Origin of the sequence: Chroogloeocystis siderophila 5.2 s.c.1 (assembly GCF_001904655.1) — a bacterium.
Classification (GTDB): Bacteria; Cyanobacteriota; Cyanobacteriia; order Cyanobacteriales; family Chroococcidiopsidaceae; genus Chroogloeocystis; species Chroogloeocystis siderophila.
Genome location: NZ_MRCC01000001.1, coordinates 180,206 through 207,177 on the forward strand (window position 1 = coordinate 180,206; position 26,972 = coordinate 207,177).

Annotated in this window: 22 protein-coding genes and 1 tRNA gene; 7 read left to right on the top strand and 16 right to left on the bottom strand. The window is 42.4% G+C overall.

The annotated features are described in order from the left end of the window. Window positions 1-22 precede the first annotated feature (22 nt). The 3 genes from NIES1031_RS00830 to NIES1031_RS00840 form a co-directional block, all read right to left on the bottom strand. The gene (locus NIES1031_RS00830) at window positions 23-697 is read right to left on the bottom strand and encodes a vWA domain-containing protein (protein ID WP_015188631.1); all 675 of its coding nucleotides are present in this window, start codon (window positions 695-697) and stop codon (window positions 23-25) included. A 684-nt stretch (window positions 698-1,381) separates the two neighbouring features. Then, a complete protein-coding gene (locus NIES1031_RS00835) occupies window positions 1,382-2,218 on the bottom strand; it encodes an SWIM zinc finger family protein (protein ID WP_073547662.1) in 837 nt (278 codons plus the stop codon). Then, window positions 2,215-5,388, bottom strand: a complete 3,174-nt coding sequence (locus NIES1031_RS00840; protein ID WP_073547663.1) for a DEAD/DEAH box helicase — start codon at window positions 5,386-5,388, stop codon at window positions 2,215-2,217. Before NIES1031_RS00840 ends, NIES1031_RS00835 begins: the two co-directional genes overlap by 4 nt. 801 nt (window positions 5,389-6,189) lie before the next feature. Here NIES1031_RS00840 and NIES1031_RS00845 point away from each other — a divergent pair. The 6 genes from NIES1031_RS00845 (at window position 6,190) to NIES1031_RS26180 (ending at window position 12,648) form a co-directional block, all read left to right on the top strand. Next, window positions 6,190-8,349, top strand: coding sequence for a polyribonucleotide nucleotidyltransferase (locus NIES1031_RS00845; RefSeq protein ID WP_073547664.1), 2,160 nt, complete (start codon window positions 6,190-6,192; stop codon window positions 8,347-8,349). Between the two features lie 240 nt (window positions 8,350-8,589). Beyond that, window positions 8,590-9,315, top strand: coding sequence for a triose-phosphate isomerase (gene tpiA / locus NIES1031_RS00850; RefSeq protein ID WP_073547665.1), 726 nt, complete (start codon window positions 8,590-8,592; stop codon window positions 9,313-9,315). Between the two features lie 21 nt (window positions 9,316-9,336). Next, window positions 9,337-10,161 carry a dihydropteroate synthase gene (gene folP / locus NIES1031_RS00855; protein ID WP_073547666.1) on the top strand — a complete coding sequence of 275 codons (825 nt, stop codon included), beginning with the start codon at window positions 9,337-9,339 and terminating at the stop codon, window positions 10,159-10,161. A 452-nt stretch (window positions 10,162-10,613) separates the two neighbouring features. Continuing rightward, window positions 10,614-10,937, top strand: coding sequence for a calcium-binding protein (locus NIES1031_RS24100; RefSeq protein WP_073547667.1), 324 nt, complete (start codon window positions 10,614-10,616; stop codon window positions 10,935-10,937). Window positions 10,938-10,973: 36 nt separating this feature from the next. Then, the gene (locus NIES1031_RS24105) at window positions 10,974-11,696 is read left to right on the top strand and encodes a calcium-binding protein (RefSeq protein WP_073547668.1); all 723 of its coding nucleotides are present in this window, start codon (window positions 10,974-10,976) and stop codon (window positions 11,694-11,696) included. Continuing rightward, window positions 11,689-12,648 (top strand): calcium-binding protein, encoded by a 960-nt coding sequence (locus NIES1031_RS26180; RefSeq protein WP_073547669.1) that lies wholly within the window; start codon window positions 11,689-11,691, stop codon window positions 12,646-12,648. The genes NIES1031_RS24105 and NIES1031_RS26180 overlap by 8 nt, the downstream gene beginning before the upstream one ends. A 64-nt stretch (window positions 12,649-12,712) precedes the next feature. Here NIES1031_RS26180 and moeB read toward each other — a convergent pair whose 3' ends face one another. From moeB to NIES1031_RS00915, 9 genes are all read right to left on the bottom strand, one after another. After that, window positions 12,713-13,885 carry a molybdopterin-synthase adenylyltransferase MoeB gene (gene moeB / locus NIES1031_RS00875; RefSeq protein WP_073547670.1) on the bottom strand — a complete coding sequence of 391 codons (1,173 nt, stop codon included), beginning with the start codon at window positions 13,883-13,885 and terminating at the stop codon, window positions 12,713-12,715. A 72-nt stretch (window positions 13,886-13,957) separates the two neighbouring features. Continuing rightward, window positions 13,958-14,434 carry a M67 family metallopeptidase gene (locus NIES1031_RS00880; protein ID WP_073547671.1) on the bottom strand — a complete coding sequence of 159 codons (477 nt, stop codon included), beginning with the start codon at window positions 14,432-14,434 and terminating at the stop codon, window positions 13,958-13,960. Between the two features lie 8 nt (window positions 14,435-14,442). Further along, window positions 14,443-15,174, bottom strand: coding sequence for an ABC transporter ATP-binding protein (locus tag NIES1031_RS00885; protein WP_178378013.1), 732 nt, complete (start codon window positions 15,172-15,174; stop codon window positions 14,443-14,445). 147 nt (window positions 15,175-15,321) lie between these two features. Then, a complete protein-coding gene (locus NIES1031_RS00890) occupies window positions 15,322-15,546 on the bottom strand; it encodes a ferredoxin family protein (protein WP_015188641.1) in 225 nt (74 codons plus the stop codon). Between the two features lie 646 nt (window positions 15,547-16,192). After that, window positions 16,193-17,425, bottom strand: coding sequence for an ATP phosphoribosyltransferase regulatory subunit (locus NIES1031_RS00895; RefSeq protein WP_073547672.1), 1,233 nt, complete (start codon window positions 17,423-17,425; stop codon window positions 16,193-16,195). Continuing rightward, a complete protein-coding gene (locus NIES1031_RS00900) occupies window positions 17,425-18,348 on the bottom strand; it encodes a J domain-containing protein (protein ID WP_073547673.1) in 924 nt (307 codons plus the stop codon). The genes NIES1031_RS00895 and NIES1031_RS00900 overlap by 1 nt, the downstream gene beginning before the upstream one ends. A 59-nt stretch (window positions 18,349-18,407) precedes the next feature. Continuing rightward, complete coding sequence (locus NIES1031_RS00905) at window positions 18,408-19,277, bottom strand: inositol monophosphatase family protein (RefSeq protein ID WP_236738684.1); 870 nt, start codon at window positions 19,275-19,277, stop codon at window positions 18,408-18,410. Continuing rightward, the gene (locus NIES1031_RS00910; RefSeq protein ID WP_236738666.1) at window positions 19,271-19,810 is read right to left on the bottom strand and encodes a thermonuclease family protein; all 540 of its coding nucleotides are present in this window, start codon (window positions 19,808-19,810) and stop codon (window positions 19,271-19,273) included. The genes NIES1031_RS00905 and NIES1031_RS00910 overlap by 7 nt, the downstream gene beginning before the upstream one ends. A 34-nt stretch (window positions 19,811-19,844) precedes the next feature. Then, the gene (locus NIES1031_RS00915; protein ID WP_073547676.1) at window positions 19,845-20,213 is read right to left on the bottom strand and encodes a 2Fe-2S iron-sulfur cluster-binding protein; all 369 of its coding nucleotides are present in this window, start codon (window positions 20,211-20,213) and stop codon (window positions 19,845-19,847) included. Between the two features lie 70 nt (window positions 20,214-20,283). Here NIES1031_RS00915 and NIES1031_RS00920 point away from each other — a divergent pair. Then, window positions 20,284-20,370: transfer RNA gene (locus NIES1031_RS00920), tRNA-Ser, on the top strand. A 302-nt stretch (window positions 20,371-20,672) separates the two neighbouring features. Here NIES1031_RS00920 and truB read toward each other — a convergent pair. The 4 genes from truB to pcrA form a co-directional block, all read right to left on the bottom strand. Continuing rightward, window positions 20,673-21,563 carry a tRNA pseudouridine(55) synthase TruB gene (gene truB / locus NIES1031_RS00925; protein ID WP_073547677.1) on the bottom strand — a complete coding sequence of 297 codons (891 nt, stop codon included), beginning with the start codon at window positions 21,561-21,563 and terminating at the stop codon, window positions 20,673-20,675. A gap of 146 nt (window positions 21,564-21,709) precedes the next feature. Continuing rightward, a complete protein-coding gene (locus NIES1031_RS00930; RefSeq protein WP_178378014.1) occupies window positions 21,710-22,216 on the bottom strand; it encodes an META domain-containing protein in 507 nt (168 codons plus the stop codon). 645 nt (window positions 22,217-22,861) lie between these two features. Further along, on the bottom strand, window positions 22,862-24,151 hold the full coding sequence (locus NIES1031_RS00935; protein WP_073547679.1) for a trypsin-like serine peptidase: 1,290 nt from the start codon (window positions 24,149-24,151) through the stop codon (window positions 22,862-22,864). A gap of 457 nt (window positions 24,152-24,608) precedes the next feature. Further along, window positions 24,609-26,957 carry a DNA helicase PcrA gene (pcrA, locus tag NIES1031_RS00940; protein WP_073547680.1) on the bottom strand — a complete coding sequence of 783 codons (2,349 nt, stop codon included), beginning with the start codon at window positions 26,955-26,957 and terminating at the stop codon, window positions 24,609-24,611. Window positions 26,958-26,972 lie beyond the last annotated feature (15 nt).

Sequence of the window (26,972 nt, forward strand, 5' to 3'; positions counted from 1 at the left end):
AAGAATAATACAACGACAAATTTTAAACCGTGCCCCAACCTGGAGGTGGTAAGGCAACTTGATCGTCTGGCTTCGATTGTGAAACGCGCTGCATACTAGCTGATAGCCAAATAAACATTTCCTGAAAATTGAGTCCTTTTAACTTCAATGGCGATCGTACGACAATTTGGCTAAGACGATCCATATTAGCACCCTCGACACCCACCGCAAAAAAGGCAACGCGCTTGCTATTTTCATCATCTCTAATTCGCTGTGCTGCTTGCTCTACAAGACTTTCCAACTCGCCTTGTGGTTCGCCATCCGTAATCAAGAATACCCACGGACGATAGTAAGCAATACCGTTGTTGCGATATTCAGTTTTGCGCGCTTGAATTAAATCTAACCCTTGATGAATTGCTGCACCCATATGAGTCAAACCATGCGCGACAAGTGTCGGTGGCTCAAACTGATCAGCGGTAACGAACTCTTGAACGACTTTTACCTCAAAGTTGAAAGAAATAATCGCTACCTCAACTCGTTTTTTAGCAAGGCTGTCGCGATTCAACTCATCCCTAAATACTTTTAAGCCTTCGTTGAGTGCTTCAATTGCTTCGCCCTGCATCGAACCAGATGTGTCAAGAAGAAGAACACATGGACACCGTGGTTCTGGATTTTCGGCGAATTCTACAGCATCTTCAAGTTTCAAAATTTCTGGCATAGATCTATTTATGAAAATTCTCTAGTTATTGAAGCTACTACAGCATGAGCCGTAAGTTTTTTAAAATTAATTGATTATCTTAACAGACATAGCAAAAAACTACTCTACTCGTTAAATTTTGTCTGCCAAAGTCAAGGTTGCCTAATTTTAGATAATATGCTAGTCAATTTTTCTACAAGCTCATTAAAATACTTAGGATATTCCTAAATCTGCTTTAGTTTTAAACTCTCAGCATCGAGGCTATTGCGAGCATCAAACCATAAGCCAATTGGGAACTTTCTACAATAGCATTCTTTCTTATTTGAGTTAAGATTCTCTTTTTTCAAGTCGGTTGTCTTACATTTGTATACTCTCATAGTTTATAAAACGCCTATCACAACTTTTGATAAGCAAAAGACACTTAGCGCTTAAGACTAATTGTTTCTATTTAAGTTTCCCAACCATAATATCGGGCTAGTAGTAGAGAACAAGTTATATATAACGAAAGATAATCTTTGATAAAAATATAAATTGAAATCTACTTGTATAATTTTTTGACATAGTTGATTTGCGTACTAGTTCATGAAATATCATCAATACAGATTGACAGCCTGGTAGCATGGCTGAATAATCTAAGTATTTTCCAGGAATAAAGTAACACCAAGTTACAAATTATGCAACTCTGGTAATCATCAACGTTAGGTTTTAACTAGCTGCAGTGTTCATCGCTGCGATGAAAGCTTGCTGAGCCACCTGTTTGTAAGTCGTATCTAAGTAGTTCATCAGTATCTCAGACGAGTTAGCGTCAGAATCGTCAGCAAGATCGTGAGACAATGGAATTGCACCTAACATTTCTAAGACATCACTGCTCGTTGATGGCGCAATAACGACTAAGTCGGGATCGAGGGGTTCTTGATATTGCCAAAACGATGCACTCGTGACACTTGATGCATTGTCTAGAGTAGATGAAATCGTTTCTGGTTCAGTACTAACAACTTCTTCTTGGTGCGCGCTGCGTAACTCGCGCAAAGCATCAATAATTTGGTTTTTGGTACGTCCGCGAAGCTGAAATAAGACAAAAGGATCTTCACTAAAGCGATCGCCTAATTGATAATACACCGCACCGATATGCTTACAAGGATTTGCTTTATCAGGACACGAGCATTTGCTACGGACTTCAGAAAGTGTAAACGGAAATAGTGATAGCCCATTCGCTGTAAAGACTTCTTCAATATTAGGTGGCATTTCGCCCGCTAGGAGTTTTGCTGCAAAAATGGCGCGTTGCGACATCGTTTCAATGACGTAACCCCACTGTTCATCCGTAAAAGGTTCCAAAAACAGCGAAACGTGATACGGCTCAGGTTCTGTACCCTGGACGCGTGCTGATACCTTTGCGCCTTCAAATTGGATACCTAAGATATTACCTTGACGCGCGTAATTGCGCGCGCGCTCTAGACGCTTTTTGAAGCGGTAGGAATCGAGGAGATCGAGCCAGCGTTGCGACCACCATTCGCGGCTTGCTTGAAAACTAAAGTTGGTCATTCTGCATCCTCATCAATAACAGCGTTACGGTCGAGTACAAGTAAGTTACGCAATTGATCGGTATCTAATTCTGTCAACCACTGTTCCCCTGCGCCTACAACTTGTTCGGCTAAAGCTTTTTTACTTTCGATCATTTCGTGAATTTTTTCTTCCAAAGTCCCCGTACACACAAACTTATGAACTAAAACATTCCGAGTTTGACCGATGCGAAATACGCGGTCTGTCGCTTGATTTTCTACCGCAGGATTCCACCAGCGATCAAAGTGAAAGACGTGATTTGCCCGCGTTAAATTTAACCCGACACCACCAGCTTTTAAAGATAGAATCATAATCGGCGGACCTTGCGGATCGTGCTGAAAGCGATCAATCATTTCCTCGCGTTGTTTTTTGGAAGTACTGCCATAGAGAAACAAAATTTCGCGCTGTAAATGCTGTTGTAGATAAGGTTGCAGCAGTTTACCCCACTCGGCAAATTGCGTGAAAATCAACGCGCGATCGCCTTCGGCTAAAGCTTCCTCTAACATTTCTCCAAGGCGCAGTAACTTTCCTGACTGACGCGGTTCGGCAATTTTATTTTGCTTGAAATACTGTGCAGGGTGATTGCAAATTTGTTTGAGTTTGACGAGTAATCCTAAAATCATTCCCCGCCGTTGCAATCCTTCTGCGGCGTCGATTTCCGCTAAAGATTCCTCGACAACTTGTTGATACAACGCGGCTTGTTCGGGGCTTATACCGCAAAACTCGGTCATTTCCTGCTTTTCAGGCAGATCTTGAATGATATCGCGATCTGTTTTAACGCGTCGCAGAATAAAAGGCTGAACAAGCGATCGCAACTGTGTGAGAGAATCAACATCGCCGTATTTTTCGATCGGTATTGCAAAGCGTCGTTGAAAAAATTGCCGCGTGCCTAAATAACCTGGATTGAGAAAATCCAAAATTGACCACAATTCTTGCAAGCGGTTTTCGACTGGGGTTCCTGTTAGGGCAATGCGAAACGCGGATTCGAGTTGGCGAATTGATTGCGACTGCTTCGCTTCAGGATTTTTAATATTTTGTGCCTCATCGAGTACAATTCCTTGCCACGAAACACTTTGTAAATCTTTAACATCGCGGTGAATCAACGCATAACTTGTAATGACTAAATCGTGCTTGCGCGCGGCGGTGACAAAGGTTTTACCTTTAGGGCGCTTGTCGCCGTGGTGTAGCATCACTTTTAGCTGCGGTCCAAATTTCTTGACTTCGCGCTCCCAGTTACCCAATACTGAAGTTGGACAAACAAGTAATGTGGGATTTTCTAGTGCCTCCTGCTCTTTTTGATGTAACATAAAGGCAATAAACTGAATCGTTTTACCAAGTCCCATATCGTCGGCGAGACACGCGCCTAAATTCCAGCGTTCGAGAAAAGCGAGCCAGCTAAAGCCGCGTACTTGATACGGACGCAGTTCGCCTTGAAAGCTTTTTGGTGGTGGTAAAAGCGCGATCGCCTGATTATTCGTCAGCGCGGACATTAATTCTTGTAGCGCCCCCGTTGCTTCAAAGTTGACGACGGGAAGTTTTTCAATCACCAAGCTGTCGCCGCTACTCAACCGTAAAGCATCTTCGAGTGATAGCGATAACTTATCTTTGCGACTTGCAAAAAAGCTTTGAGCGGTTTTGATGTCTTGCGATCGCAGTTCTACCCACTCGCCATTGATTTCTACTAACGGGCTATTTAACGCTACTAAGCGGTCAAATTCAGCTTTCGATAATGTTTGTCCGCCAATTGCTAATTCCCACTCGAAATTTAATAAACTTTGTAGCCCTACTCCTTGTTTTTCGCGCGGTGTTACAGCGCGGATTTTCAACCCCAAGCGATTTGCCCAACCTTCGCGATTTGCTAAACTTGGCGGTAAAATCACTCCTAATCCGCTATCAGTAAACCTTGGCGCGATTGATCTGATAAATTCGTAGGCTTCAAGCGGCGTTAAACGACATGATGTCGGATATTGCTCGTCTAAACTTGCTGCTATGGGGTTAAATAAACGCGAAGCTAACCCCAATCCTCTTAAAAACGTCTCTTGTGGCTGATGAATTGTGCGATCAGCGATCGCCCACTCAGCAACCGGATGACGCCAAATGCTTGCTGCATCGATTACAAATTCTGGATCGCTAGCGGCTTGCAAACCGTATGCTAGTGTCCACTCATTACCTGTTGCCGGTGGATGTAGGATAAAACAAGTCCGAATTTGAGCTTGGTTGATTTGATACTGAAGTGGTGCTGTCCAAGCATTCAGTACGGCGGCTAATCTTTCGAGTTGATTGGGTGCGGCTTTGACGGTTTCATCTGGCGTTGTTAATGCTTGTAACCATTCTGGTATCGGAGAGGGTGCATTTGGTAGCGTAGTGCCATTGAGGAAAGTTCTAATCTGCGCGTCTATAGTGCTATTCAGAAAGCTTAATATCACTTCTTGTGGCGACGGTTGGCTCGCGTCATTGTCCTCTTCACCTGTGCGATAAGCTAGACAAACACTAGGCATGATTTTCGCAAATTTTTCGAGTCGCGAAGTATCGACGGCGCTATCTAACAGCGATCGCCAGCTAGCCACGAATGAATCATTAGATTGGCTTAATGCGGGTAAGAACTTACAACGACTCAGCAGATCCAAACTCCAACGCGCAACGTGCGACCAAAAGCGTAAATCGCCTCCTAGATACTCATCTTGACTTGCGCTACCTAACGGTAACGAAGTGAGAAACTGAAATGTCGCTAAAGGATCTAGATATAAACCTTGCACACGCCAAGGTTTGAGTGTAGGGTCTGCATCTAAAGAAAACGCGGCTGAATGAATTGGATAACCTGTATCAGGATCGGTTGGTAAGGCAAAAATAGCAGTAGGCGATCGCTTAATTTCTACTACACTGTTCGCTTGTTTTGTCTTTCCTTTACGACTGCGTTCAGTCGTCGCAGTTTCCATAACTGGCAACGCCGATTTTAAGATATTACGCGATACCTGCGGCAAAAAGTCAGTTTTGCGTAGCAATTCATCTAATTCTGCTAAAGTCATTACCAACGGATGATCTAAAATTTCCGCTGTTGACGCGGCTTCTATCCCACCCAAAGACCGCCACATTTCTCCCCAAATGAATAAGCTGTTATTTGCTACTAGCCAACTACCATGTAAAATTGCCATTTACCAATTACTCGATCTGACACAAATACTTTTGTTTATTTAAACTAACCAGTATGCTAATTTAGCTAGCGTAAGTTTTAAATAACATTTTCTACTATTCTAAAAGGATATATTCTCTAACTGCTATCGCTTTAAGTATCTAAATTAAACAACCTGGTAAAATTATACGTAAACAAAGATTTTCCTTCTTTAATTAAAAGTTCTTAAATTGAAATATCTAAATCAACAGTAAAGCAAAAAAAATATTTATTGCTAAGGTAAGTAAGAATAGAAAAATATCTATTTTGGATAAATAACTTTGTATTTATATTAGATCAAACTAAATTTTCTGAATATATCAATATTATTGATACTAAATTTATTGTACAACTAAAATAGCAATTGAAAAGATCCAACAAGATTGCTGCAAGTCAACGTACTGCATCTCAATCATCTAAGTTATATCACACCAAGATTTTCTTTGGTTTTAAAGACGAAGCTAGCTGCGGTTAAAGCATAAAAATCTTTTGATGTAGCATTATTAACTAATTCTTCATACGCTGCTTTAGCAAATGGGCGTCTATGTGATACATGGACGCTTTGTGTAAAAGACTGTAAATATCAGCTACAAGCGTTAGTAAAAAAACATACTTCAATTAATATATAGAACCTTTTTTCTACTGACATATACATAGACCTAAAACCCTACCCTCTATTCTTGTAACATTAGTTTCTAATTTATCCGCTGCAAGGCAGTCATAGGGCTAGAAATGCTAGGATTGCCACAGAAAAAGAAAGTGACAAAGAAGGACAAAAAACTTAATGGTAGAGATTGATAGGTCAATATCCTTTGACGGAAGGGATATTAGATTGACCGTAGGTCTACTAGCACCCCAAGCTGGTGGGTCAGTTTTAATGCAATCTGGGGACACCGCTGTATTAGTAACAGCTACCCGCTCTGCCGCAAGGGAAGGCATTGATTTTCTGCCGCTAACGGTAGACTACGAAGAAAGACTATATTCCGTTGGTCGGATTCCTGGTGGTTTTCTCCGGCGCGAGGGACGTCCACCCGAAAAAGCAATTCTAACTAGCCGTTTAATAGACCGTCCACTACGCCCTTTATTTCCCCAGTGGTTGCGCGATGACTTACAGATTGTCGCAACAACTTTATCGATGGACGAGTTAGTTCCACCTGATGTACTAGCTGTAACAGGTGCATCGCTGGCAGTGCTGTTAGCAAAAATACCGTTTGATGGTCCGATGGCAGCCGTGCGGGTTGGTTTAGTCGGAGATGACTTTATTATCAATCCCACGTATGCAGAAATTGAAGCTGGAGATTTAGATTTAGTTGTCGCCGGATCGCCAGCAGGCGTAATTATGGTGGAAGCTGGCGCTAATCAATTGCCCGAACAAGACATCATTGAGGCAATTGATTTCGGTTACGAAGCTGTACAAGACTTAATTCAGGCGCAAAGAAACCTGATAGCGGAGCTTGGAATAGAGACGGTATACGAGGAACCGCCCGCCGAAGTAGAGCCGACCTTAGTCGAGTTTATTCGCGATCGCGCCCAAGCACCAGTTAAACAAATTTTGTCGCAATTTGACCTTGACAAAAATAACCGCGATGCTGCGTTAGATGCCGTCAAAGAAGAAATTGTTGCAGCGATCGCCGAACTTCCAGAAGAAGACCCCATTCAAGTTGCCGCGACGACAAATAGCAAAGCTGTAGGCAACATATTCAAAGACTTGACCAAAAAACTGATGCGCCGTCAAATTGTCGAAGATGGCGTTCGTGTTGATGGTCGTAAGCTTGATGAAGTCCGCCCAGTTTCTTGTCGTGTAGACGTTCTGCCGAAACGAGTTCATGGCAGTGGCTTATTTAATCGCGGACTCACCCAAGTGCTATCTGCGTGTACGCTAGGTACACCAGGAGATGCGCAAAACTTATCCGACGATCTGCAACAAGATTTAGAAAAGCGCTACATTCATCACTACAACTTCCCACCATTTTCGGTAGGAGAAACCAAGCCACTGCGCGCTCCAGGGCGTCGGGAAATCGGTCACGGTGCGCTTGCCGAACGTGCTTTAATTCCAGTGTTACCACCCAAAAATGAATTTCCCTACGTCATCCGCGTCGTATCCGAAGTTCTCTCGTCTAACGGTTCCACTTCGATGGGTTCGGTTTGCGGTTCGACACTGGCGTTAATGGATGCAGGTGTCCCAATTATCAAACCTGTCAGTGGCGCAGCAATGGGCTTAATTAAAGAAGGTGATGAAGTCCGCGTCCTTACCGATATTCAAGGTATAGAGGACTTTTTAGGCGACATGGACTTTAAAGTTGCAGGGACAGATAGCGGGATTACAGCCTTGCAAATGGATATGAAAATCCCAGGTTTACCCTTAGAAATAATTGAACAAGCGATTAAGCAAGCCTTGCCCGCACGATTGCACATCTTAGAAAAAATGCTGCAAGCAATCGATACTCCGCGTACCGAGATGTCACCTTTTGCCCCACGGCTACTCACGATTAAGATCGATCCAGAGATGATCGGGATGTTAATTGGACCTGGAGGTAAGACAATTAAAGGTATTACTGAGGAAACTGGAGCCAAAATTGACATCGAAGATGATGGCACAGTGACAATCTCTGCGATTGATGAAAGCAAAGCCAAACGCGCTAGAAACATCGTTCAAGGTATGACGCGCAAGCTGAACGAAGGCGATGTTTACGCGGGTAAAGTCACTCGCATTATTCCCATAGGTGCGTTTGTCGAATTTTTGCCTGGTAAAGAAGGCATGATTCATATTTCGCAACTTGCGGATTACCGTGTAGGTAGAGTCGAAGATGAAGTTGCAGTAGGTGATGAAGTTATTGTCAAAGTCAGAGAGTTAGACAGCAAAGGTCGGATTAACCTGACCCGCCTAGGAATTCATCCTGACCAAGCCGCCGCAGCGCGCGAAGCCGCAACAACAAATCAATAATTTATACAAAGCAGTTAGCGGTTGGCAATTAGCTAAATACGAATGGCTAATAGCTAATCGCTTTGTTAATCCGTGACATTATAGACTCTGTTTTAACCCTACTCCCTACGGGCAAAGCAGTGCCTTGCTCCTCTAACATCTGCTATAAAATTCGCAAGTAAAATGTGACATTGATCCCTTAAAGCTTTAAACTGTTTTTACATTTCATCGTGTTTTAAATTCGGATTGATTGAGTCACCTGTGCGAAAAATAGTTATTGCCGGTAATTGGAAAATGTACAAAACCCAGGCAGAATCCCTGGAGTTCTTGCAAGAATTTATGCCCAGTTTGGAGCATACACCAGAAGCGCGAGAAGTCGTGCTATGCGCTCCATTTACTGCACTGTCGTTAATTTCTAAAAATCTTCACGGAAGCCGCGTGCAGTTAGGCGCACAAAACGTCCACTGGGAAGTTCAAGGAGCTTATACAGGTGAGATTGCGGCTCCCATGCTCACAGAAATTGGCGTACGTTACGCGATCATTGGTCACAGTGAACGGCGACAATTCTTTGGCGAGACGGATGAAACAGTCAATAAAAGATTAATAACAGCCCAAGCTCATGGATTGACTCCTATTTTGTGTGTAGGAGAAACGAAGCAACAACGCGATGCGGGTGAAACTGAAGCACTCATTTCGATACAGTTGGAAAAAGATCTGGTGAAAGTCGATCAGCAAAATCTGATCATCGCATACGAACCAATCTGGGCAATTGGAACGGGTGATACGTGCGAAGCCTCTGAAGCAAACCGCGTGATTGGGTTAATTCGCAGTCAGTTAAATTATCCTGATACGCCAATTCAATACGGTGGTTCAGTGAAGCCAAACAATATTGATGAAATTATGGCACAACCAGAGATTGACGGTGTTTTAGTCGGAGGGGCAAGTTTAGAACCAAGTAGTTTTGCGCGAATTGTTAATTATCAGTAGTGGTGACTTAGAGTTAACTCGATGGTAACCTTAGACTCTTTTGAGTGGGGTAAGCGTAGCTACCTGATGGGAGTGTTGAATGTCACGCCAGATAGCTTTAGTGATGGTGGCGAGTTTAACACCCCACCTTCTGCGCTAGCTCAAGCACGGCACTTAGTCGCCGCTGGTGCAGATATTCTTGATATCGGCGGACAATCGACGCGCCCAGGTGCAGAAGAAGTTTCACCTGAAGAAGAACGAGAGCGCGTATTGTCTGTATTACAAGTTTTGCGTCCAGAAATACCTATTCCCATTTCTGTTGATACGACACGAGCAACAGTTGCTAAAGCTGCGATTGCGGCTGGTGCAGATATCATTAATGACATTTCTGGCGGGACTTTTGATGCGGATATGTTACCAACCGTGGCTGCGCTTGGTGTACCAATTGTATTAATGCACATTCGCGGTACACCACAAACGATGCAACAACATACCGAATACGAGGATTTAATCGGGGAAATTTATGCGTTTTTAGCGAGTAGAATCAACGCAGCGATCGCATCTGGAATCTCTCAAGATCGTATCATTATCGATCCTGGTATTGGCTTTGCTAAAAAATACAACCAAAGTATCGAAATCATTCGTAAGTTATCTCATTTTCGCGCGCTCAACTGTCCGATTTTAGTCGGACCATCGCGGAAAAGTTTTATCGGACATATCTTAAATCAGCCAGAACCTAAAGCACGAGTTTGGGGAACTGCTGCAGCTTGTTGTGCAGCGATTGCTAACGGTGCAGATATTCTCAGAGTCCACGATGTGCAAGAAATGTACGATGTCTGCCGTGTTGCTGATACTTTATTTAGATAGTTTTTATTGAATTAATATACCAGTTGAAGAGTTGGTGAGGACATTGTTAAAACCTCAATATCAGTCAGCTAACAATGCTAAGGAAACCTCCGCACCGGAAGTGTCATGTTATGACAGGATTTCACCTCTTGCCTCTTAACTATATGTATAAAAAGTTATCTTTCATGCGTTGAAATTAAGTAATTACCATTAAGCTCAACAACACATCGTTAGTCTAACTCTATTGTAACTTCAAATTAATCACTCTTTTGTTACTAACTTTATCAAAAATTTATTATTTTAGTATTTCAATTAATCTACTCTGAGAGTATCAGGGTTGAAAGCATATTTGTATTTCAACTATAGAAAAAAATCCGACTGCGTCAATTGGCGTAGACAGCTTGATATTGCTCGTTTCCATAGATTGCTATGGAGAAACTCACTAATTTTACTCTTAGTATTGATGCAAGTATATGGCAACAATTAATGGAACCTCTGGTAAGGATACCTTAACCGGAACCCAATTTGCTGATACTATCTTTGGTTTTGCCGGTAACGATTTGCTACGAGGTTTAAGTGGAAATGACACACTCAATGGTGGTGCGGGTGTTGATGTCCTTAACGGAGGATTGGGAAATGATACTTATATCATCGATAATACTCTTGACATTATCAACGAGTCACCCAATGCCGGAATCGATACAGTACGAGCTTTGAGAAACTACACATTAGGAACCAATTTAGAAAATCTAGTTTTAACTGGAAACAGTGCAATCAATGGTACAGGCAATACATGAAATAACGTCATTACTGGTAACAACGCCAACAATGTCTTGAGAGGTGGAGATGGCAATGACTCCTTAAACAGGGGTCGTGGTAACGACACACTTTACGGCGGCGCAGGAAAGGATAAGCTTTATGGCGGATTGGGTTTTGATGTTTTGTATGGTGGTGACGGTGACGATACTTATATAGCAATTTCCTACGATCCACAGATAATTGAAGTGCCTAATTCTGGTATCGACACTGCAATATACAGTTTTTCTAATAATGAGTTGAGTGCCAACGTAGAGAATTTGATTTTAACGCAAACAGGCGACTTTACTATATCTGGTACTGGCAATGATTTAAATAATAAGATTATGGGTACTTCATCTAAGAATATTCTTAGAGGTAAAGCAGGGAATGACTTGCTTATTGGCAATGCAGGCGATGACACTTTAATTGGTAGCAATGGCACAGTTGGTGACAAAGATACACTTACGGGTGGTAGTGGCAGAGATACATTTATCCTAGGAAACGCCACAACCACATTTTACAATGATCGCAACGCTGCAACTCCAGGATTAGGAGATTATGCGTTGATTACCGATTTTAATGCTAATAATGACTTTATCCGGCTCAATAGCAAACGCAGCGATTATTTTTTAGCTGCTTCAGGAGGCAATTTACCCGCAGGGACAGCAATCTACCGTGACAACAGTGGTGCCGCAGACGAATTGATTGCAATTGTTCAAGGAAATGCGGCACTGAATCTCAACGGCAACTATGTTTAGGTTCACCAATGATGAAATCAACCTTTCTACACTCAACGGTAGAAATGGCTTTACGATTAACGGCGCGAGTACATATGATTATTCGGGTAGCTTTGTCAGTGATGCAGGAGATATTAACGGTGATGGATTTGATGACATTATCGTTGGGGCAGTATTGTCTTCTGATTCTGGAATGTTCAATTACGCAGTTGAAAGCTACGTTGTATTTGGCAAAGCTTCAGGGTTTGATGCTAGCTTCAACCTAGCAGAACTTAATGGCAATAATGGCTTTACCATTAATAGAATTCGTGGCTTTTACACGGGTGGCTCGGTTAGCAGTGCAGGCGATGTCAACGGTGATGGCTTTAATGACTTGATTATTGGTGCCCCAGGTGCTGACCCTAATGGTCTAGAATCTGCGGGAGAAAGTTATGTCATTTTTGGACGCGATTTTACAAACAAAGTCACGCGCCAGGGAACTACGGGTAATGACCTACTTCTGGGGACAAACGACGATGACATTCTCGTCGGTGGATTAGGTAATGATACAATCCGAGGTGGAGCAGGTCGCGATGTCCTGATTGGTGGTGCGGGTAACGACGTTCTGAGCTATGGTGCAATCGATCGCCGTCTTGATGGCGGAAGTGGTACAGATACACTCGCGGTTGATATCAGTGGTGTCAATATTGACTTGACAACGACACCAAATAACCGAATTACAGGAATTGAAATTATTGATCTTGCAGGGACTGGTAACAACACCCTCAAACTCACGCGCTTGGATTTGTTGGATTTATCTGAGACGACAAATCAATTGATTGTCAAAGGTAATACTGGAGATGCTGTCACTTCGACACTGCAAGGATGGAGCGATCGTGGAACCACTAATTTTGGTGGTGTGTTGTACGATCGCTATACTTCTGGAGCCGCGACTCTGTTAATAGATACTGATATCACACAGACGATTAGTTAACGCGATCGCCTGACAATAAAAGTGCTTTAGATCAAAAAAAGGTGGGTTATCCCCACCCCATCCCTTAGTACTCAGGTACAGAAGAATCGACTTCGCGACTCCAAGCAGTAATCCCACCTTTAACGTTGGTTCCCTCTATTCCTGCTTCCTTGAGAATCCCTAACGCTTTCGCAGAGCGTCCACCCATCTTACAATGCGCAATTAAACGATGACCGTTGAGTAGTTCTTTCACTTTCTCGACGCCTTCACCGCGTTCAATATCGGGTAACGGAACGAGGACAGAACCTGGAATTTTGGCAATTTCGTATTCGTTAGGATTGCGCACATCAAGTAGTACAAAATCATCTGCACCACTATCGAGCAATTCTTTTAATTCTTGTACGGTCATTTCTGGCATTTCCATCTGTCGTTTCTCCTCTTCGGCTTTGGCTTGGGGAATACCACAGAAAAATTCGTAGTCGATGAGTTTATCGATGACAGGACGTTCGGGGTTCGGACGCAGTTTCAACTCGCGAAACTTCATATCGAGGGCGTTGAACAGTAACAACCGTCCGCTTAAAGTTGTTCCTTGCCCTAAAATAATTTTGACAGTCTCAGTTGCTTGAATCACCCCGATGATACCAGGTAAAATTCCTAAAACGCCGCCTTCAGCACACGATGGAACCATTCCAGGGGGTGGTGGTTCAGGATATAAATCGCGGTAGTTAGGACCACCTTCGTAGTTAAATACGGTTGCTTGTCCTTCAAACCGGAAAATCGAACCGTAGACGTTAGGTTTATTAGACAACACGCACGCATCATTGACGAGATACCGCGTTGGAAAGTTATCTGTACCATCGACTACAATGTCGTAAGGTGCGATGATATCCAAAGCGTTCTCCGAACTCAAGCGAGTTTCGTACAAATCAACTTGACAATTGGGATTGATTTCTAAGATACGGTTTTTCGCCGATTCAATCTTAGGTTTACCAACCCAGGATGTGCCATGAATGACTTGACGTTGCAAGTTTGAATTATCGACAACATCAAAATCAACGATACCAATACGTCCAATACCCGCAGCCGCAAGGTATAAAAGTAGCGGTGAACCGAGTCCACCTGTACCAATACACAGTACGCTTGCGGCTTTGAGGCGCTTTTGCCCATCAAGCCCAACTTCGGGTAAGATCAGGTGGCGCGAATATCGTTCGTATTCTTCTTTTGTTAACTGGATTTCATCCAGATTGGGATTGAGCATAACAGTGTGTGAAGGAACAGATTTTTGATCCTATCTGAGGATAGCTTTGGGATGTTTGGATTTTTGTAGTTTTTAAAATAACGACTCAAAGCGTTCTGTAACGATTAGATTTTCTGACTGGAATTGATGACGGTCGTCCAGGCTCCAGTTCTGCACATCGTCACATTCGCCATTGACCACCGAAACTATGATATATGAGTATTGTTGCCAAGCATAGAGACGATCGCATTGCGAAGGAACTGCCGGATGATTCGGGTGTGAGTGGTAAATACCAATTATATCTAAATCGCGATCACGTGCAGCTTTTTGAATTTTGAACATTTCTTGCGGGGCGATCGCATATCGGTCTATTTTGCCATGATTGGTCGAATCGTCTTTCCATTCTAGTACTGCAGCGTGCCAAGCATTTTCCGTTGGGACAACTTCGATAACTAATTTTTGCTTGTCAACGACTTTACCCAATAAAAAACCACAGCATTCTTCTGGGTACGTGCTTTCGGCGTGCGCGCGAATCGCTTGTAGCTGCGCTGGAGAGATACTTAAAAACATATGCGTTGCTAGTGGTGTTTACCTGCACCAAGATAAAGTTCACCGACTTTGGGATCGTTGAGTAATTCACTACCTGAACCAGTAAAGCGATCGCGTCCTGTATCGAGTACATAACCTCGATGCGCCATGGCTAATGCTTTACGCGCATTTTGTTCTACAAGAACAATCGCGGTTCCTCCTTTGTTAATTTGTTGTATTTGCTCGAATACATTATTGACTAACAACGGTGAAAGTGCTGCGCTAGGTTCATCTAATAACAGCAAACTCGGTTCTAGCATCAACGCTCTCCCCATCGCCAACATTTGGCGTTCTCCTCCGGAAAGTGTTCCTGCTTTTTGGCGGCGGCGATTCGCTAGAACAGGAAAAGTTGTATAAATCTTCTCTTTGAGTTCACTTAAGGGCGTGTTACGAATAAAAGCTCCCATTTCTAAGTTTTCTTCTACACTCAAAGAAGGAAACACATTTGCAATTTGTGGTACGTAACACATTCCGCGCTGTACAATTTGATTTGATTTAAGTCCAGCGATATTTTCATTGTTAAAAGTGATTTTCCCGCGCTGCGGAGTCAATAGCCCAAATATAGTTTTTGCTAATGTCGATTTTCCTGCACCATTAGGACCAATAACTGCAACTAATTCTCCAGGGAAGATATAAAAATTGATTCCTTGCAGGATGTCTAAGTCTTTAACATAACCCGCCCAGACATCCTCAACTTTTAATAAAGGAGTCGTTTGCATCATACGCGCACAGCCAAAAGAGGTGAAGTATGAATATTATCCTTTAAGCTTCAGCTTTTAGCTGCATAATTAATTACGACGCTTAAATTAAGTACAATTCATTGGTTTTAAGGCTGTATTTGAAAAATCTCCTAACTTAATATCTACTTATTAAGGATTTTTTTGCAATTCTGGTCTTTCTTCTGGAACAATTGCGCCCTCAACAGGGCAAACCTGAATACAAATACCGCAGTCAATGCAGGTAGCAAAATCAATCCAGAACCATTCCGTACCCTTCATGTTTTTTCCTGGTCCAGGGTGAATACAAGCTACAGGACAAGCATCAACGCAGTCAGCAACTCCTTCACAAGTTTCTGTAACGATTGTATGTGGCATAACCTTCTCTCTTCTGCTTCTTTAAACTAGATAGATTAGAATATTTTTTGATTCTAACAAAAAACTTGATTTTAAGTTTCCTTGTCCTTATATCTTGCTGCCAAAAGTCAGCCGATGTATAAATCTTTTCCTTTTTATTTTTACTATATAAATAGCTAATTAAACCAAATTATTAATCTATTCCTTAAGTATATTGTAAGTGTCATTACTAACTATTTAATACCTTCTTATACCATGTCACTTTGAATTTGCTACAAATAGGCAGCAGAAGAAAAATGATTCGTAGTGTTTATTTGGTGAAATGGTGTTACTACTTAATGAAATTAACTTTAAGTATAAATTTCAAAAGAATACAGTGTTTTCTACTAGGATTAATTAGTTTTTTTTTACTACAAATTCAACTATTTAATATACAGTTAAAAATAAGCTAACTTGTATTTTAATTGACAATCTAGCTTGATAAAATCTTATTGAAGGAGGATGCCTAAGAAGTGTTAAAGATGGTAAATTTGCTCCTTGAATCCACGCAACTTGCGCTCACGCGCGGGAGGAAACTCCGCACTTCAGTAGCTCCCCAATATTTGGGGGACTTCGACTTCAAAACCTTGTTGTAGAAACTCGTGAAGGTGGCATTTTCAATTCCTTACTAGTGAGGCGTTTTTGTGAATGCGATCGCCTCTATCGTAGGTAGACCTTCGGGTTTTATCCAAGCAATTTGTTGAATACGGCGGTGACGGGCGTACTCGCGAATCTTATCAGGATCGCTATCGCTTAAATTCAATTCAACGCGTACAAGATGTTGCGAAGTGCGTAATTTAGCTGCATAGGCAAAGGCTGCGGTGTAAGCTTGGGGAGTTTCGGGAACCACTAACCAATGACTTGCAGGAGTTGCGTGAGGCAGTTGTTGTGAGGGAAGTAAAACTTGATGTAAATCTTCAATATTCAGCGAAAATCCAATTCCTGGAATTGTTTCGGCTTGTGGGTGATACAGTCCTAAGAGTTGATCGTAACGTCCACCTTGTCCAATAATTCTTGCAGGATGAGTATTGCTGACGACTTTGAAAACAATTCCAGTGTAGTAATCAAATGTTTGGATCAAACTTAAGTCGAGGATAATTGCTTGTGATGATATTGGAAAGCATTCATCTAATAAAGCAAGTAACGACTTCAAGTAGTTGAGTGCTTCTGTTTGAGGTATTTCTAAATTGAGCGAGGCGAGTTTTTGTAAGATATCAGCAGGACGTCCGCGTAAGTCAAGCATCATCAGCGCGCGATCGCGTAGTTCGTGACTTAGGGGTAAAGTTTCTAGTGTGATGCGGTCGAGGTTGGCGATCGCATAGCGAACTTGTTCGCGCAAATTGACTGGAAATGTTGATAAGAGCGATCGCGCGATTCCGGCTTCGCCTAAGATCAGACACCAGTTATTTAAACTGAGTTCTTGCATACACTCAGCAAGCAACAGTAAAATTTCCGCATCTGCTAGCCAACCTTTAGCACCAAGTAATTCAACGCCTGCTTGATAAAATTCTTGTTGCTGATTGTGGTTACTACTTGACGCGCGGCGAAAAACATTAGCATTGTAGTACAAGCGTTGCGGATACATCGAGCCTGCCATGCGCGTCACAGCGGCGCGGGCGATAGATGCGGTAAGTTCGGGGCGTAGTCCGATCTCGCCTTCATCAGATTGAAGCTGAATCAGTTGCGATCGCTCGACTGCACCACCTGCCATTAAGGTATCGAGGTGTTCTAAAGTTGATGTAATAATGCGGTGATAGCCCCAACGGTGAAAGACTTGCTGCAATCGTTCTTCGATCCACCGTTTTTGTGCTACATCTAAGGGCAATAAATCCCGCGCCCCTGCTGGCGACTGATATACCATTACTTTTTCTTCCCGCCAAATAAACCACCAAACAAACCACTACCCCCATTATTGGCTTTTCCTGGACTCGGCTGAGGTACTGACGCTGATTTTGTACTCGATGTTTGTGTTGCTTGATTGAGTAATTTCTTTGCTTTAAGTGCCATTGGGTCTTGAGGATTCAACTGCAATGCTTTATTAATATGAACCTTAGCCATGGTGACTTGATTTTGCTTCAAATACAAGACTCCCATCAAGCTATGGCAGCTACTACTATTTGGTTCTAACTTGAGTGCATCTTGTAACTCAATCCGCGCTTGCACAAAGTTACTGTTTTCTATACAAGCTTGCGCGCGGCGATAATATTGCTCGACAGCGCTTGTAGGTTGGGGTGTAGGCGTTGGCTGTGGGGTTTCGCTGGGATTGGGAGTAGTACGAGTTGATGCTTTGGGTTGCTGAAAACCACTCGCACCTTTGTGCATCAAGTAGACTAAATTGAGTTCGCTTAAAGTGCCAATAATATCGAAAACTTGCTCGAAATTCTCATACTGCTTTGCGGCTAGCTGGTGAAGTGAAGTTTGATAAAAGTGTTCAATATTGCTTGCTTGAGCTAACTTTTGTGCTAGTTTAGATTTTAGTTCAACGGTAGTTGGTTCTTGTGCCAGACGCTTGCTCATTTCTCTTAGTACAACAAGATGTTCAGTACGGTTACGCTCTTTAGAGAATTGTTCGTAGGCAGGATTGACAATTTTTGAGAGTAGTTGATTGGCGAGTTGTTTCTCTTCTGGAGTGCTGGCTGCACAACTATCAGGGTGTAAACGACGGGCTATTTGCAGATAACGTTTGCGAATTCGCTCGAAATCTGCATCGACAGGAATGCCGAGAACTGCATGGTGGTCAGTGAAATCATACTGGAATAAGCCACGGTCGATTTTAAATGACATAGAACCTTGTGCCACCTGCAAAGCCTATAAGTTGTTTCTAGTGTACTGCGCCATATTTCCTAAGTTGGGGATTCGTAGCTAAAAGCGCGATCGCTGTTGTTAATATTATTCCCTACCGATGTTAAAGAACGAACGTGTAGCAACTCATCACTCAAAGCTGCGTGGAGATAGCCGTTTGTTGCTAAAATTCGCCCCGATGCCATATCAAACGGACTTTGATCGTAAGCAGTGACTTTTCCTTTAGCTTCTTCAAGTAAGACAATTCCCGCCGTGATATCCCACGGTGAAAGTCCGCGTTCCCAGTAACCATCTAAGCGCCCACACGCGACATAAGCTAAATCAAGCGCGGCGGAGCCACTGCGGCGCACGCCTTGCGTAAGATGTGTGAGATGACAGAATTCTGCATAGTTGTTGTCTGGTGTTTCGCGGCGATCGTAGGCAAAACCTGTAACTAAAAGGCTTTTACTCAGTTCCTGCGTTTGGGAAACAGAAATTGGGCGGCGATCGCGTGTCGCGCCTAAGCCTCTAGCAGCCCGAAATAATTCTTGATGGAAAGGGTCGAAAATCACGCCTACGTGGGGACTCCCCGCAACGAGTAACCCAATTGATACAGCAAAACTAGGGTACTGGTGCGCGAAATTGGTTGTACCATCTAGGGGATCAATTGCCCAAAGATAATCGCTGGTTGAATTTCCGACGTTACCTGATTCTTCCGCCAAAATTCCATGTTGCGGTACGTGACGCCGTAGCACATCTAAAATGACGGCTTCGGAAGCTTTATCGGCTTGGGTGACTAAATCTCCAGGGCGTCCTTTTTCAACAACTCCATCTAATGCACCATAATAGCTTTGAACAACCGCTCCAGCAGCTAGCGCGGCTTCTGTTGCAATATCTAGATAAATTTGCAGTTGGGAAGTTGAAGTCATAATTGACGAGATTGAAATGGCAGTGATTGCGGAGGTGTCCTCTGCAATATTAGCTGACGGCGAAATTCTGCTGGAGTCAAACGCATTGGTTGAAAGGGATTCCAAATCCCCCGCTCCATGAGTCTAGCTGATTCTTGCGCGCGAGTCAGTTGCTGAGTGTACTTGTCATTAGGGTTTCTAGCAACAGCTAGAAGATATCCCTGTGCGACAAGCCATTCATTTAACAATACTTTGTCATACCATACATACGCTTGGTAGCGACCAAAACGGTCTTTTTGTTGCACGTCGAACTCTAGCAGAACATTGCTGCCTTGAACAATTTTTTCTAATTGTTGTTTTGCCGTTTGTCCCCACGGCTGTTGTTGCAAATCGGGTGCGTCTACTCCGATGAGGCGGACTCGTGCATTAAAATTACTTTGCGCCTCTAAGCCGATGACTTCAAGTGTATTACCACTGACTACCCGCGTTACCTTGACAGTCTTACCTTGCGGTGTTGTTTTTGGCTGACACGCCGAAATTAAGAGTAGAAGCAGCACGCAAACAATTTTAAACGTAGCATGACTCTGACCTCTAATCTTCATCTAACGGTAAACCCGCCCGCACTTTTCCTTTACCAAAATAACGTCCGAATTGTAGTTCGTATACTTCATCTTCGTCTTGGGTTTCGACTTCCAAATCAGAAAGTGGGTAGCTAACGCACAACAACGCATAGCCTTTGGCGCGTAATTCGGGAGATAAGCCCATCGCTTCGGGTTGATAAATTTCTCCTGATAGCACTCGTACCGCACAGGTTGTACAAGCACCATTACGGCAGGAAAATGGCAGTTCTACGCCTTGCTTTTCGGCATTTTGGAGGATATAGCCGTCTTCAGGAACTTTGAGCGTGTAGTTCTTATCGCGCGCGCGATCGCGAATTTGAATTTTGTAATAACGAGTCATGAAGCTAATAAATTATCTATTCTTGCTGAATGTGCATGACTTCATTGTATAATTATAATTTGTGACACCTGGAGAGGTGGCCGAGTGGTTGAAGGCGCAGCACTGGAAATGCTGTAATAAGGCAACTTATTCGAGGGTTCGAATCCCTCCCTCTCCGTTCTAAAACCTAAAACTAGCTAGTAGCTTTGCCACAAACCATGGTTGATTTGTTTTGATTCAATAATTGCGTGGCACTATTCAGACTATCAGTGTTTATGCGACTTTGCTGCGTATAGATTGAAGAAGGAGGGCATGCTAAAAATATAAGAATACAAGCGGCTTTAGAGCAAGCTTTTATTAACCGGCAAGCAATTGTTGCTCAGCTTTACATCGAAGCAGAACAAGCAATTAACGAAGATGCTAGTCTATCACGAGTACACACAACATCAATCAGCAACTAAAAATTCTAATTGAAGTGGCTTAAAAGACAATTTGTGGAACTAACGTGGTTTCTGTATCTATTATCGTTAAATATCCAATCCCTAAAAAGTTCTCGCCTTCGTGATAAATCCGCAACGGTGAGTTTAACGGTAATTCATCAGTAGCATCGTAAGAAACTTTTTGACCTTGACACCATTTTTGAGCGATCGCAATAGGTAAGGTGACAGCATGAAGATGCTGTAATACCCGTGTCGGTAGAATAGGTTGAAAACTGTGTTGTTGAATTTGAAATTCCAATTGCTCAAACGTTAAGCTATCTGCAATTTCAAAACCACTACTGTGCGTGCGGATGAGTTTAGCTAAAGTTCCACCAGTTTGTAAGACTCTACCCAAATCGCGAGCGATCGCGCGAATATATGTTCCCGCACCACAGGTGATCACCACCTCGATTTGCGGAAAATCACCTGGGTACCAATTTAAAATTTCAATCTGAAATATTTCGACACTCCGTACAGGAATTTCAACATTTTCCCCTGCACGGGCAAGATCGTATAAGCGTTTTCCTTGAACTTGGATTGCACTATAACGCGGCGGTATTTGCTCAATTTTGCCTTGAAACTGTTTGAGTGCGGTTGCAACTTGTTCTAGAGTTAAATTTGATACTGGCTGTGAGGTAATAACTTCCCCTTCTAGATCATCGGTTGTTGTCGTAATTCCTAGTTGAATTGTTGCTTGATAAGCTTTATTTCCTGGTAAAAATTGTAACAATCGGGTAGCTTTACCTAAAGCGATCGGTAAAACTCCTGTCGCCGCAGGATCTAGTGTTCCGCCGTGTCCAACACGCTTCATTTGTAAAAGTCGTCGTACGTGCGCGACGCAATCGTGAGAAGTGAACCCAGGGGGCTTGTTTAAATTGAGGAAACCTAGCACTAGTTGTTACGAAAAATAGTAAAACTTAAATATTGTATTTTGTACTACATAGCAATCGTTTGTTTTTACCATTTCCCTTTGCTGAAGAGGCAGAAGATAAGTCATCTTGGGGCTTAGTTATAACTGTTTTCAAAAGTGACATGGTTTTACTTTGCTTTTACAAAGTACAGCACTCCCTCACTCGTATCACCTTTATAAAATAACATTAAACGACCTGAAGCATCAGTCGCAATACAACGTACCGATTGGAGAGCAAAAAAGAATTGGGATTCCTGATTCATTACCTGTTCGTCACAGCGCATTCGAGTTGCACTTAATGCGCCTACAGAAAGTTGATTATTCACCAAATTATAGGAGCCGTTGAAACTATTACATCCCCCAGAACCATTTACTTGATTGTTTTCAAAACGCAGAGATATCTTGGTTTTGGGTACAAGAGTGACAACAGACCCTTGACGCTCCCAACGTTCAAGTTGCCAAGAATAATTTTTGAAAGCTATATCAGACTGCAAAGAGGATTCGGAGGACATAGAAAGTAATTGGGTTAAAGAAGACGTTGTACCAGCCAATAAACTAAGACTGTAGCTTAAGACAACCCCCGTGGTAATTAAGATAGAACCCAATGGTACTAAAAAAAGTTTGAGTGTAACCATCTTTGTTCGCATGATGGATAACCTCTCATCTATAAATGAAGTAGAAATTGAAGATCCCTATCCTCTTTTTTCAAAGCTAGGTAAACTCAAAGACACTTTTTTCCTATTTTCTGTTCCCTCTACAATCGCGTATAAAGAGAGTAAAAACGAACGCTGTTAGAGTTAGAATGCTGTGATTATAAAAAAATTAGAAATCTCAGTCGATAAAAGTCTTTGCAACTATAAAATTGCAAGCAATTGCTAATATATCAGTCTCGTTGGGGTAGTTGAGACATTGAAGATACGAATAACCATTACTCTAACTAATTTTCAACCCTGATCTCTGACCTCTGCTACATATATAGCAATCTTATTTGAGTTGTAAGATTTTTTTTGGAGACGTAGACGCGGAGCGGCATGCCGTAGGCTACCACTCCAGACACAGAGGAAGGAGCCAGTGCGCCCTTGGGGGTGTCCCCCGTTACAGCAACTGGCGTAACGCAGAGAAAAGAGAGAGTCTCACGAATGATTTAGGACTGCTATATTTATTTTTGTTCAATCCACTGGATTTTTATAATAAAATAAATGCCTTTAATAGGCAACGAGATTGTAACCTCTAAAGGCACTTATTGCTAACAATTAATAACACCTAACTATTGGTAAATATTAAGTACAATATCCTAGTTGTTGAAAAGTCTGGGAGCTACCCGAAGGTCTTGAGGAGCATAATGTGTTCAGCAAAGAACCAATATTGCCGGCTCCAAAAGTACCATAACTACTAGAAGGGTATTGTGTATTTTGTGCAAATTGAGATGAGTAATTATCTTTTGGTGAATTTGGATCAATAGAACCCCAAGAAGTGACACCGACAATTACGTTAGCCGTAGATGCATTGCCTGCATTTGCTCCTCCAGAGAAAGCGGGATCTTGATATCCAAAATTAGCTAACCAAGCTCCTCCACTTGCGCCACCAGTAAAATTACTACCTTGATAGATTTGCTTAGCACCACTAACTGTGGTCAGATAACTAGGTCCATCAGATCTTTGCATAATCCGACCTGAATCTGATAATGCTGGATATCCAGTGGTGGTAAGTGCAGCAACTGATAAATTACCTGTACGACTAGAGCTAACAAATGAATAATTATTCCAACCGTAAGTTAAATATCCAGTTATATCTCCAATAAACTGACCTTGGGAATTCTTGCGCAAAGCAATAACCGCTAAGTCATTGTTTCTAGCCGTTCCGCTTCCTGTGTCGGTTCCGTTTGCCCAAGAAGCAGGTCTCACAAGTGATTCCCAAGCCCAACTTCCATAGGGAGCAGAGCCATTATAAGATGCTGGTGTAAATGTGAAACCTGAGAAAAGACTTGTGCCAGTGCCAAAGTCCTGAATGCAGTGTGCAGCGGTGACAATTACACTTCTACGAATTAAGGTTGCAGAACAATGAGTGGTTCTAGAACCGATGTTGAATGTGAGCCTTCCCATAGTACGATAAGGATAAGTAGCGCTGAGGTAAGCATTAGAACCAGCACCTACGGCTGAAGTAGGCAGATGTGACACTCGTTTGGAAGTGTATGGTACTGAAATAGAGCCAAAAGCTTGAGGAATAATCGAGTTATCTACTGAATTTGTAGAGAATTCTCCATTCATACGATTTCCTTGATTAGAAACCTTCCCTGGTGTCGCTACTCCTGGCGTTACTCCACTTTGGTTGATTTCTGCTTGGCTAGATGGAGTGAGATTAGGAAGATATAGTGGTGCTAGAGAATTCCTGTGTGGCAAAGAGTTTTTGATCGCCGTTGGAGACAACGGTTGTTGTTGTCCTACTACGACTACGGCAACATCACGGTTTTGGGCAAGAGCCTCAGACCCATAACTACTTAGCAAACTTAGTAGTAATCCAGTTGATGCAATAGTTAATGATTGCGTAATTGATATGTGCATATTGTTCATGATTAATTTATTAAGCACAAAAATTTATGGCAACAGTTAATTTTTTGCCTCAGCGCTTTGGTGAGCAATAATTCGTCACTGTGAGATGCGATAGCCTATTAATCATTTACCATTCATAAACATTGACACTCCTGCTTAAAACTTGTCTGCAAGGTGTCCCTCAACGTCAAATCTTGCCTTTCCGGAAGTATCCAAGATTTTGTAACATTTATTCATGTAGAGCTATGTAGTTTTACATAGCTTGTAAAACCAGAGGCGAAAAACAGTGAAGCGATACGAATACAGGCTCGCTGTTGTCAGTTGAGCGAGTATTGAATGTTACTAAAATTTATTCAAGATTTCACTTGAAACCCGCGATCGCCAAGCCTAGCCAGTTTGTGATGGCTACACTCAAGTGGTTCAAATCTAAGTTAAAGATTGATGCTCAATCCATGACAAAAAGCAAGTAGTTTTAAGATTAATTTACTCGTTGCAACTGGGCGATTCTCGGATCAATAATTTTTTGACCTAGTGTGGGAAATTTAATCGCGACAGAGACTTTATTTCCAGAACCGAAAACATGAGTGATTTCACCAACTCCGAAGGTTTTGTGTAAGACGCGATCGCCGACTTGCCAATTTTGCGGACTTGTATTTACAGGAGTCGCAGCTACTTCTCTGCTTCGCGAAGCGATACTTGGTGGTTTTGTGTAACTCCGACTCGCAGGCTGTTGATCTGCAAGTAATTCTTCGGGTAACTCTGTCAAAAACTGCGAACGAATCGCCGGTTCGCGCGAACCATAAAGACGACGTTCCCGCGCGTGCGAAAGATGCAAGAGTTCTTGCGCGCGAGTAATGCCAACATAACACAAACGTCGTTCTTCTTCTAAAGAATCAGGATCGTCTAACGAACGGAAATTAGGTAATAAACCTTGTTCCATTCCTACTAGGAAAACTACAGGAAATTCTAACCCTTTAGCCGCGTGTAGTGTTAGTAAAGAAACGGCTTTTTGTCCTTCTTTTAAATTATCTAAATCAGAATTTAAAGCTGTGCTAGCTAAAAAAGCTTCTAAAGAAGTATCTTCACTTTCTTCTTCAAATTGGACGACAGCATTGTGGAGTTCTTGCAAGTTTTGCAGGCGTTCTAAACTTTCATCATTACCTTGGTTTTTCAAGTCTTGAATGTAACCTGATTCTTCCATAATTGCTTGCACAATGACCGATGCCGGAGTAATATCGACTTGTTCTTGCCAGTGGCTGATTAACTGCGCAAAACTCGTCACACCTTTTACCGATCTCCCTGCTAAAGTACCCGCCGATGTCTCATCGCTGATAATTTCCCACACAGGAATACTTAATTCTTGCGCTGCGCTTACCAAAGCATCGATTGTAGCTTTACCAATACCACGACGCGGTGTGTTAATTACACGTAGCAAACTCACGGTATCTGAAGGATTAACAATGACCCGCAGATAGGCGAGAATATCTTTAATCTCTTTGCGATCGTAAAACTTCAATCCACCAACAATTGTATAAGGAATACCCCAGCGTAATAGAGTATCTTCAAACGGTCGCGATTGTGCATTAGTGCGGTAGAGAATAGCAAAACTACCCCAATCAAAATCAGAATAGCGGCGTTCTAAATTGCGAATTTGATTAATGACAAACTGCGCTTCCGCAATTTCATCATCGGCTTTGTATAAATAAATTTGTTCGCCAGCCCCACGCGTAGGTTTGAGAATTTTATCGATGCGCTGAGTATTATTTTCTATTAGTTCATTGGCGGCTTGCAGAATGTTTTCTCTAGAGCGATAATTTTCTTCTAGCTTTACCATAGTGCGAGTATCAGCATCAGGCAAACCATCGCCAAAATCAGACTGAAATTCTAGTAAAATTGTAAAATCTGCCATACGGAAACTATAAATTGACTGATCGGCATCACCAACGACAAAGATCGAGCGATTTTGCCAATTCCAATTTTGTTTATTTGTTTCTCCGTTGGTAACAAGTAACCGAATTAAGTCATATTGCGTCCGGTTGGTATCTTGATACTCATCAACTAAAATATGTTGAAATTTGTTATGCCAATAGCCTAATACTTGTTCGTTTTGTTGAAAGAGTTGTACAGGAACGAGAATGAGGTCGTCAAAATCTAAAGCGTTATTCTCGGCTAAAGCGCTTTGATATTGACTGTAAACTTCAGCGATAACGCGCCCGCGATAATTGGGTTGTTGACGCTCAAACTCTTGGGGAGTTAATCCTTGATTTTTCGCATTACTAATTGCATAGCGTACCGAACGCGGTTCAAACTTTTTATCATCTAAATTAAGTTGTTTAATCACTATTTGTTTGACAAGGCTTTGCGCATCAGATTCATCAAAAATTGAAAAATTGCGATTCCAACGCCGTCCTTTTTCATCTTGATATTTTTCAATATCAAATCGCAGCACGCGGGAAAATAAGCTGTGGAAAGTACCAATCCACAAATCTTTAATCATTGTTTTATACACGCGCGATCGCAAACTTGTCTGTTCGTGCGGTACTAACGCTTCTAAGGGCTTTCCATAGTCACGAATCGCAATTTGTTCGGCAAACAGCTTTTGGATGCGTTCTTTCATCTCCCGCGCGGCTTTATTAGTGAAGGTGACAGCCAGGATATTTTCAGGATCGACGCGGTGTTTCAGAATCAGATTGGCAATTCGGTAAGTCAGCGCCCGTGTTTTACCAGAACCTGCGCCAGCAACGACCAACATCGGACCGCAGAAATGTTCTACAGCTTGGCGTTGACTCGGATTGAGGCTATGGAGAAAGTCAATACTTGTCGTCATGGGTGTAAGAAGTGC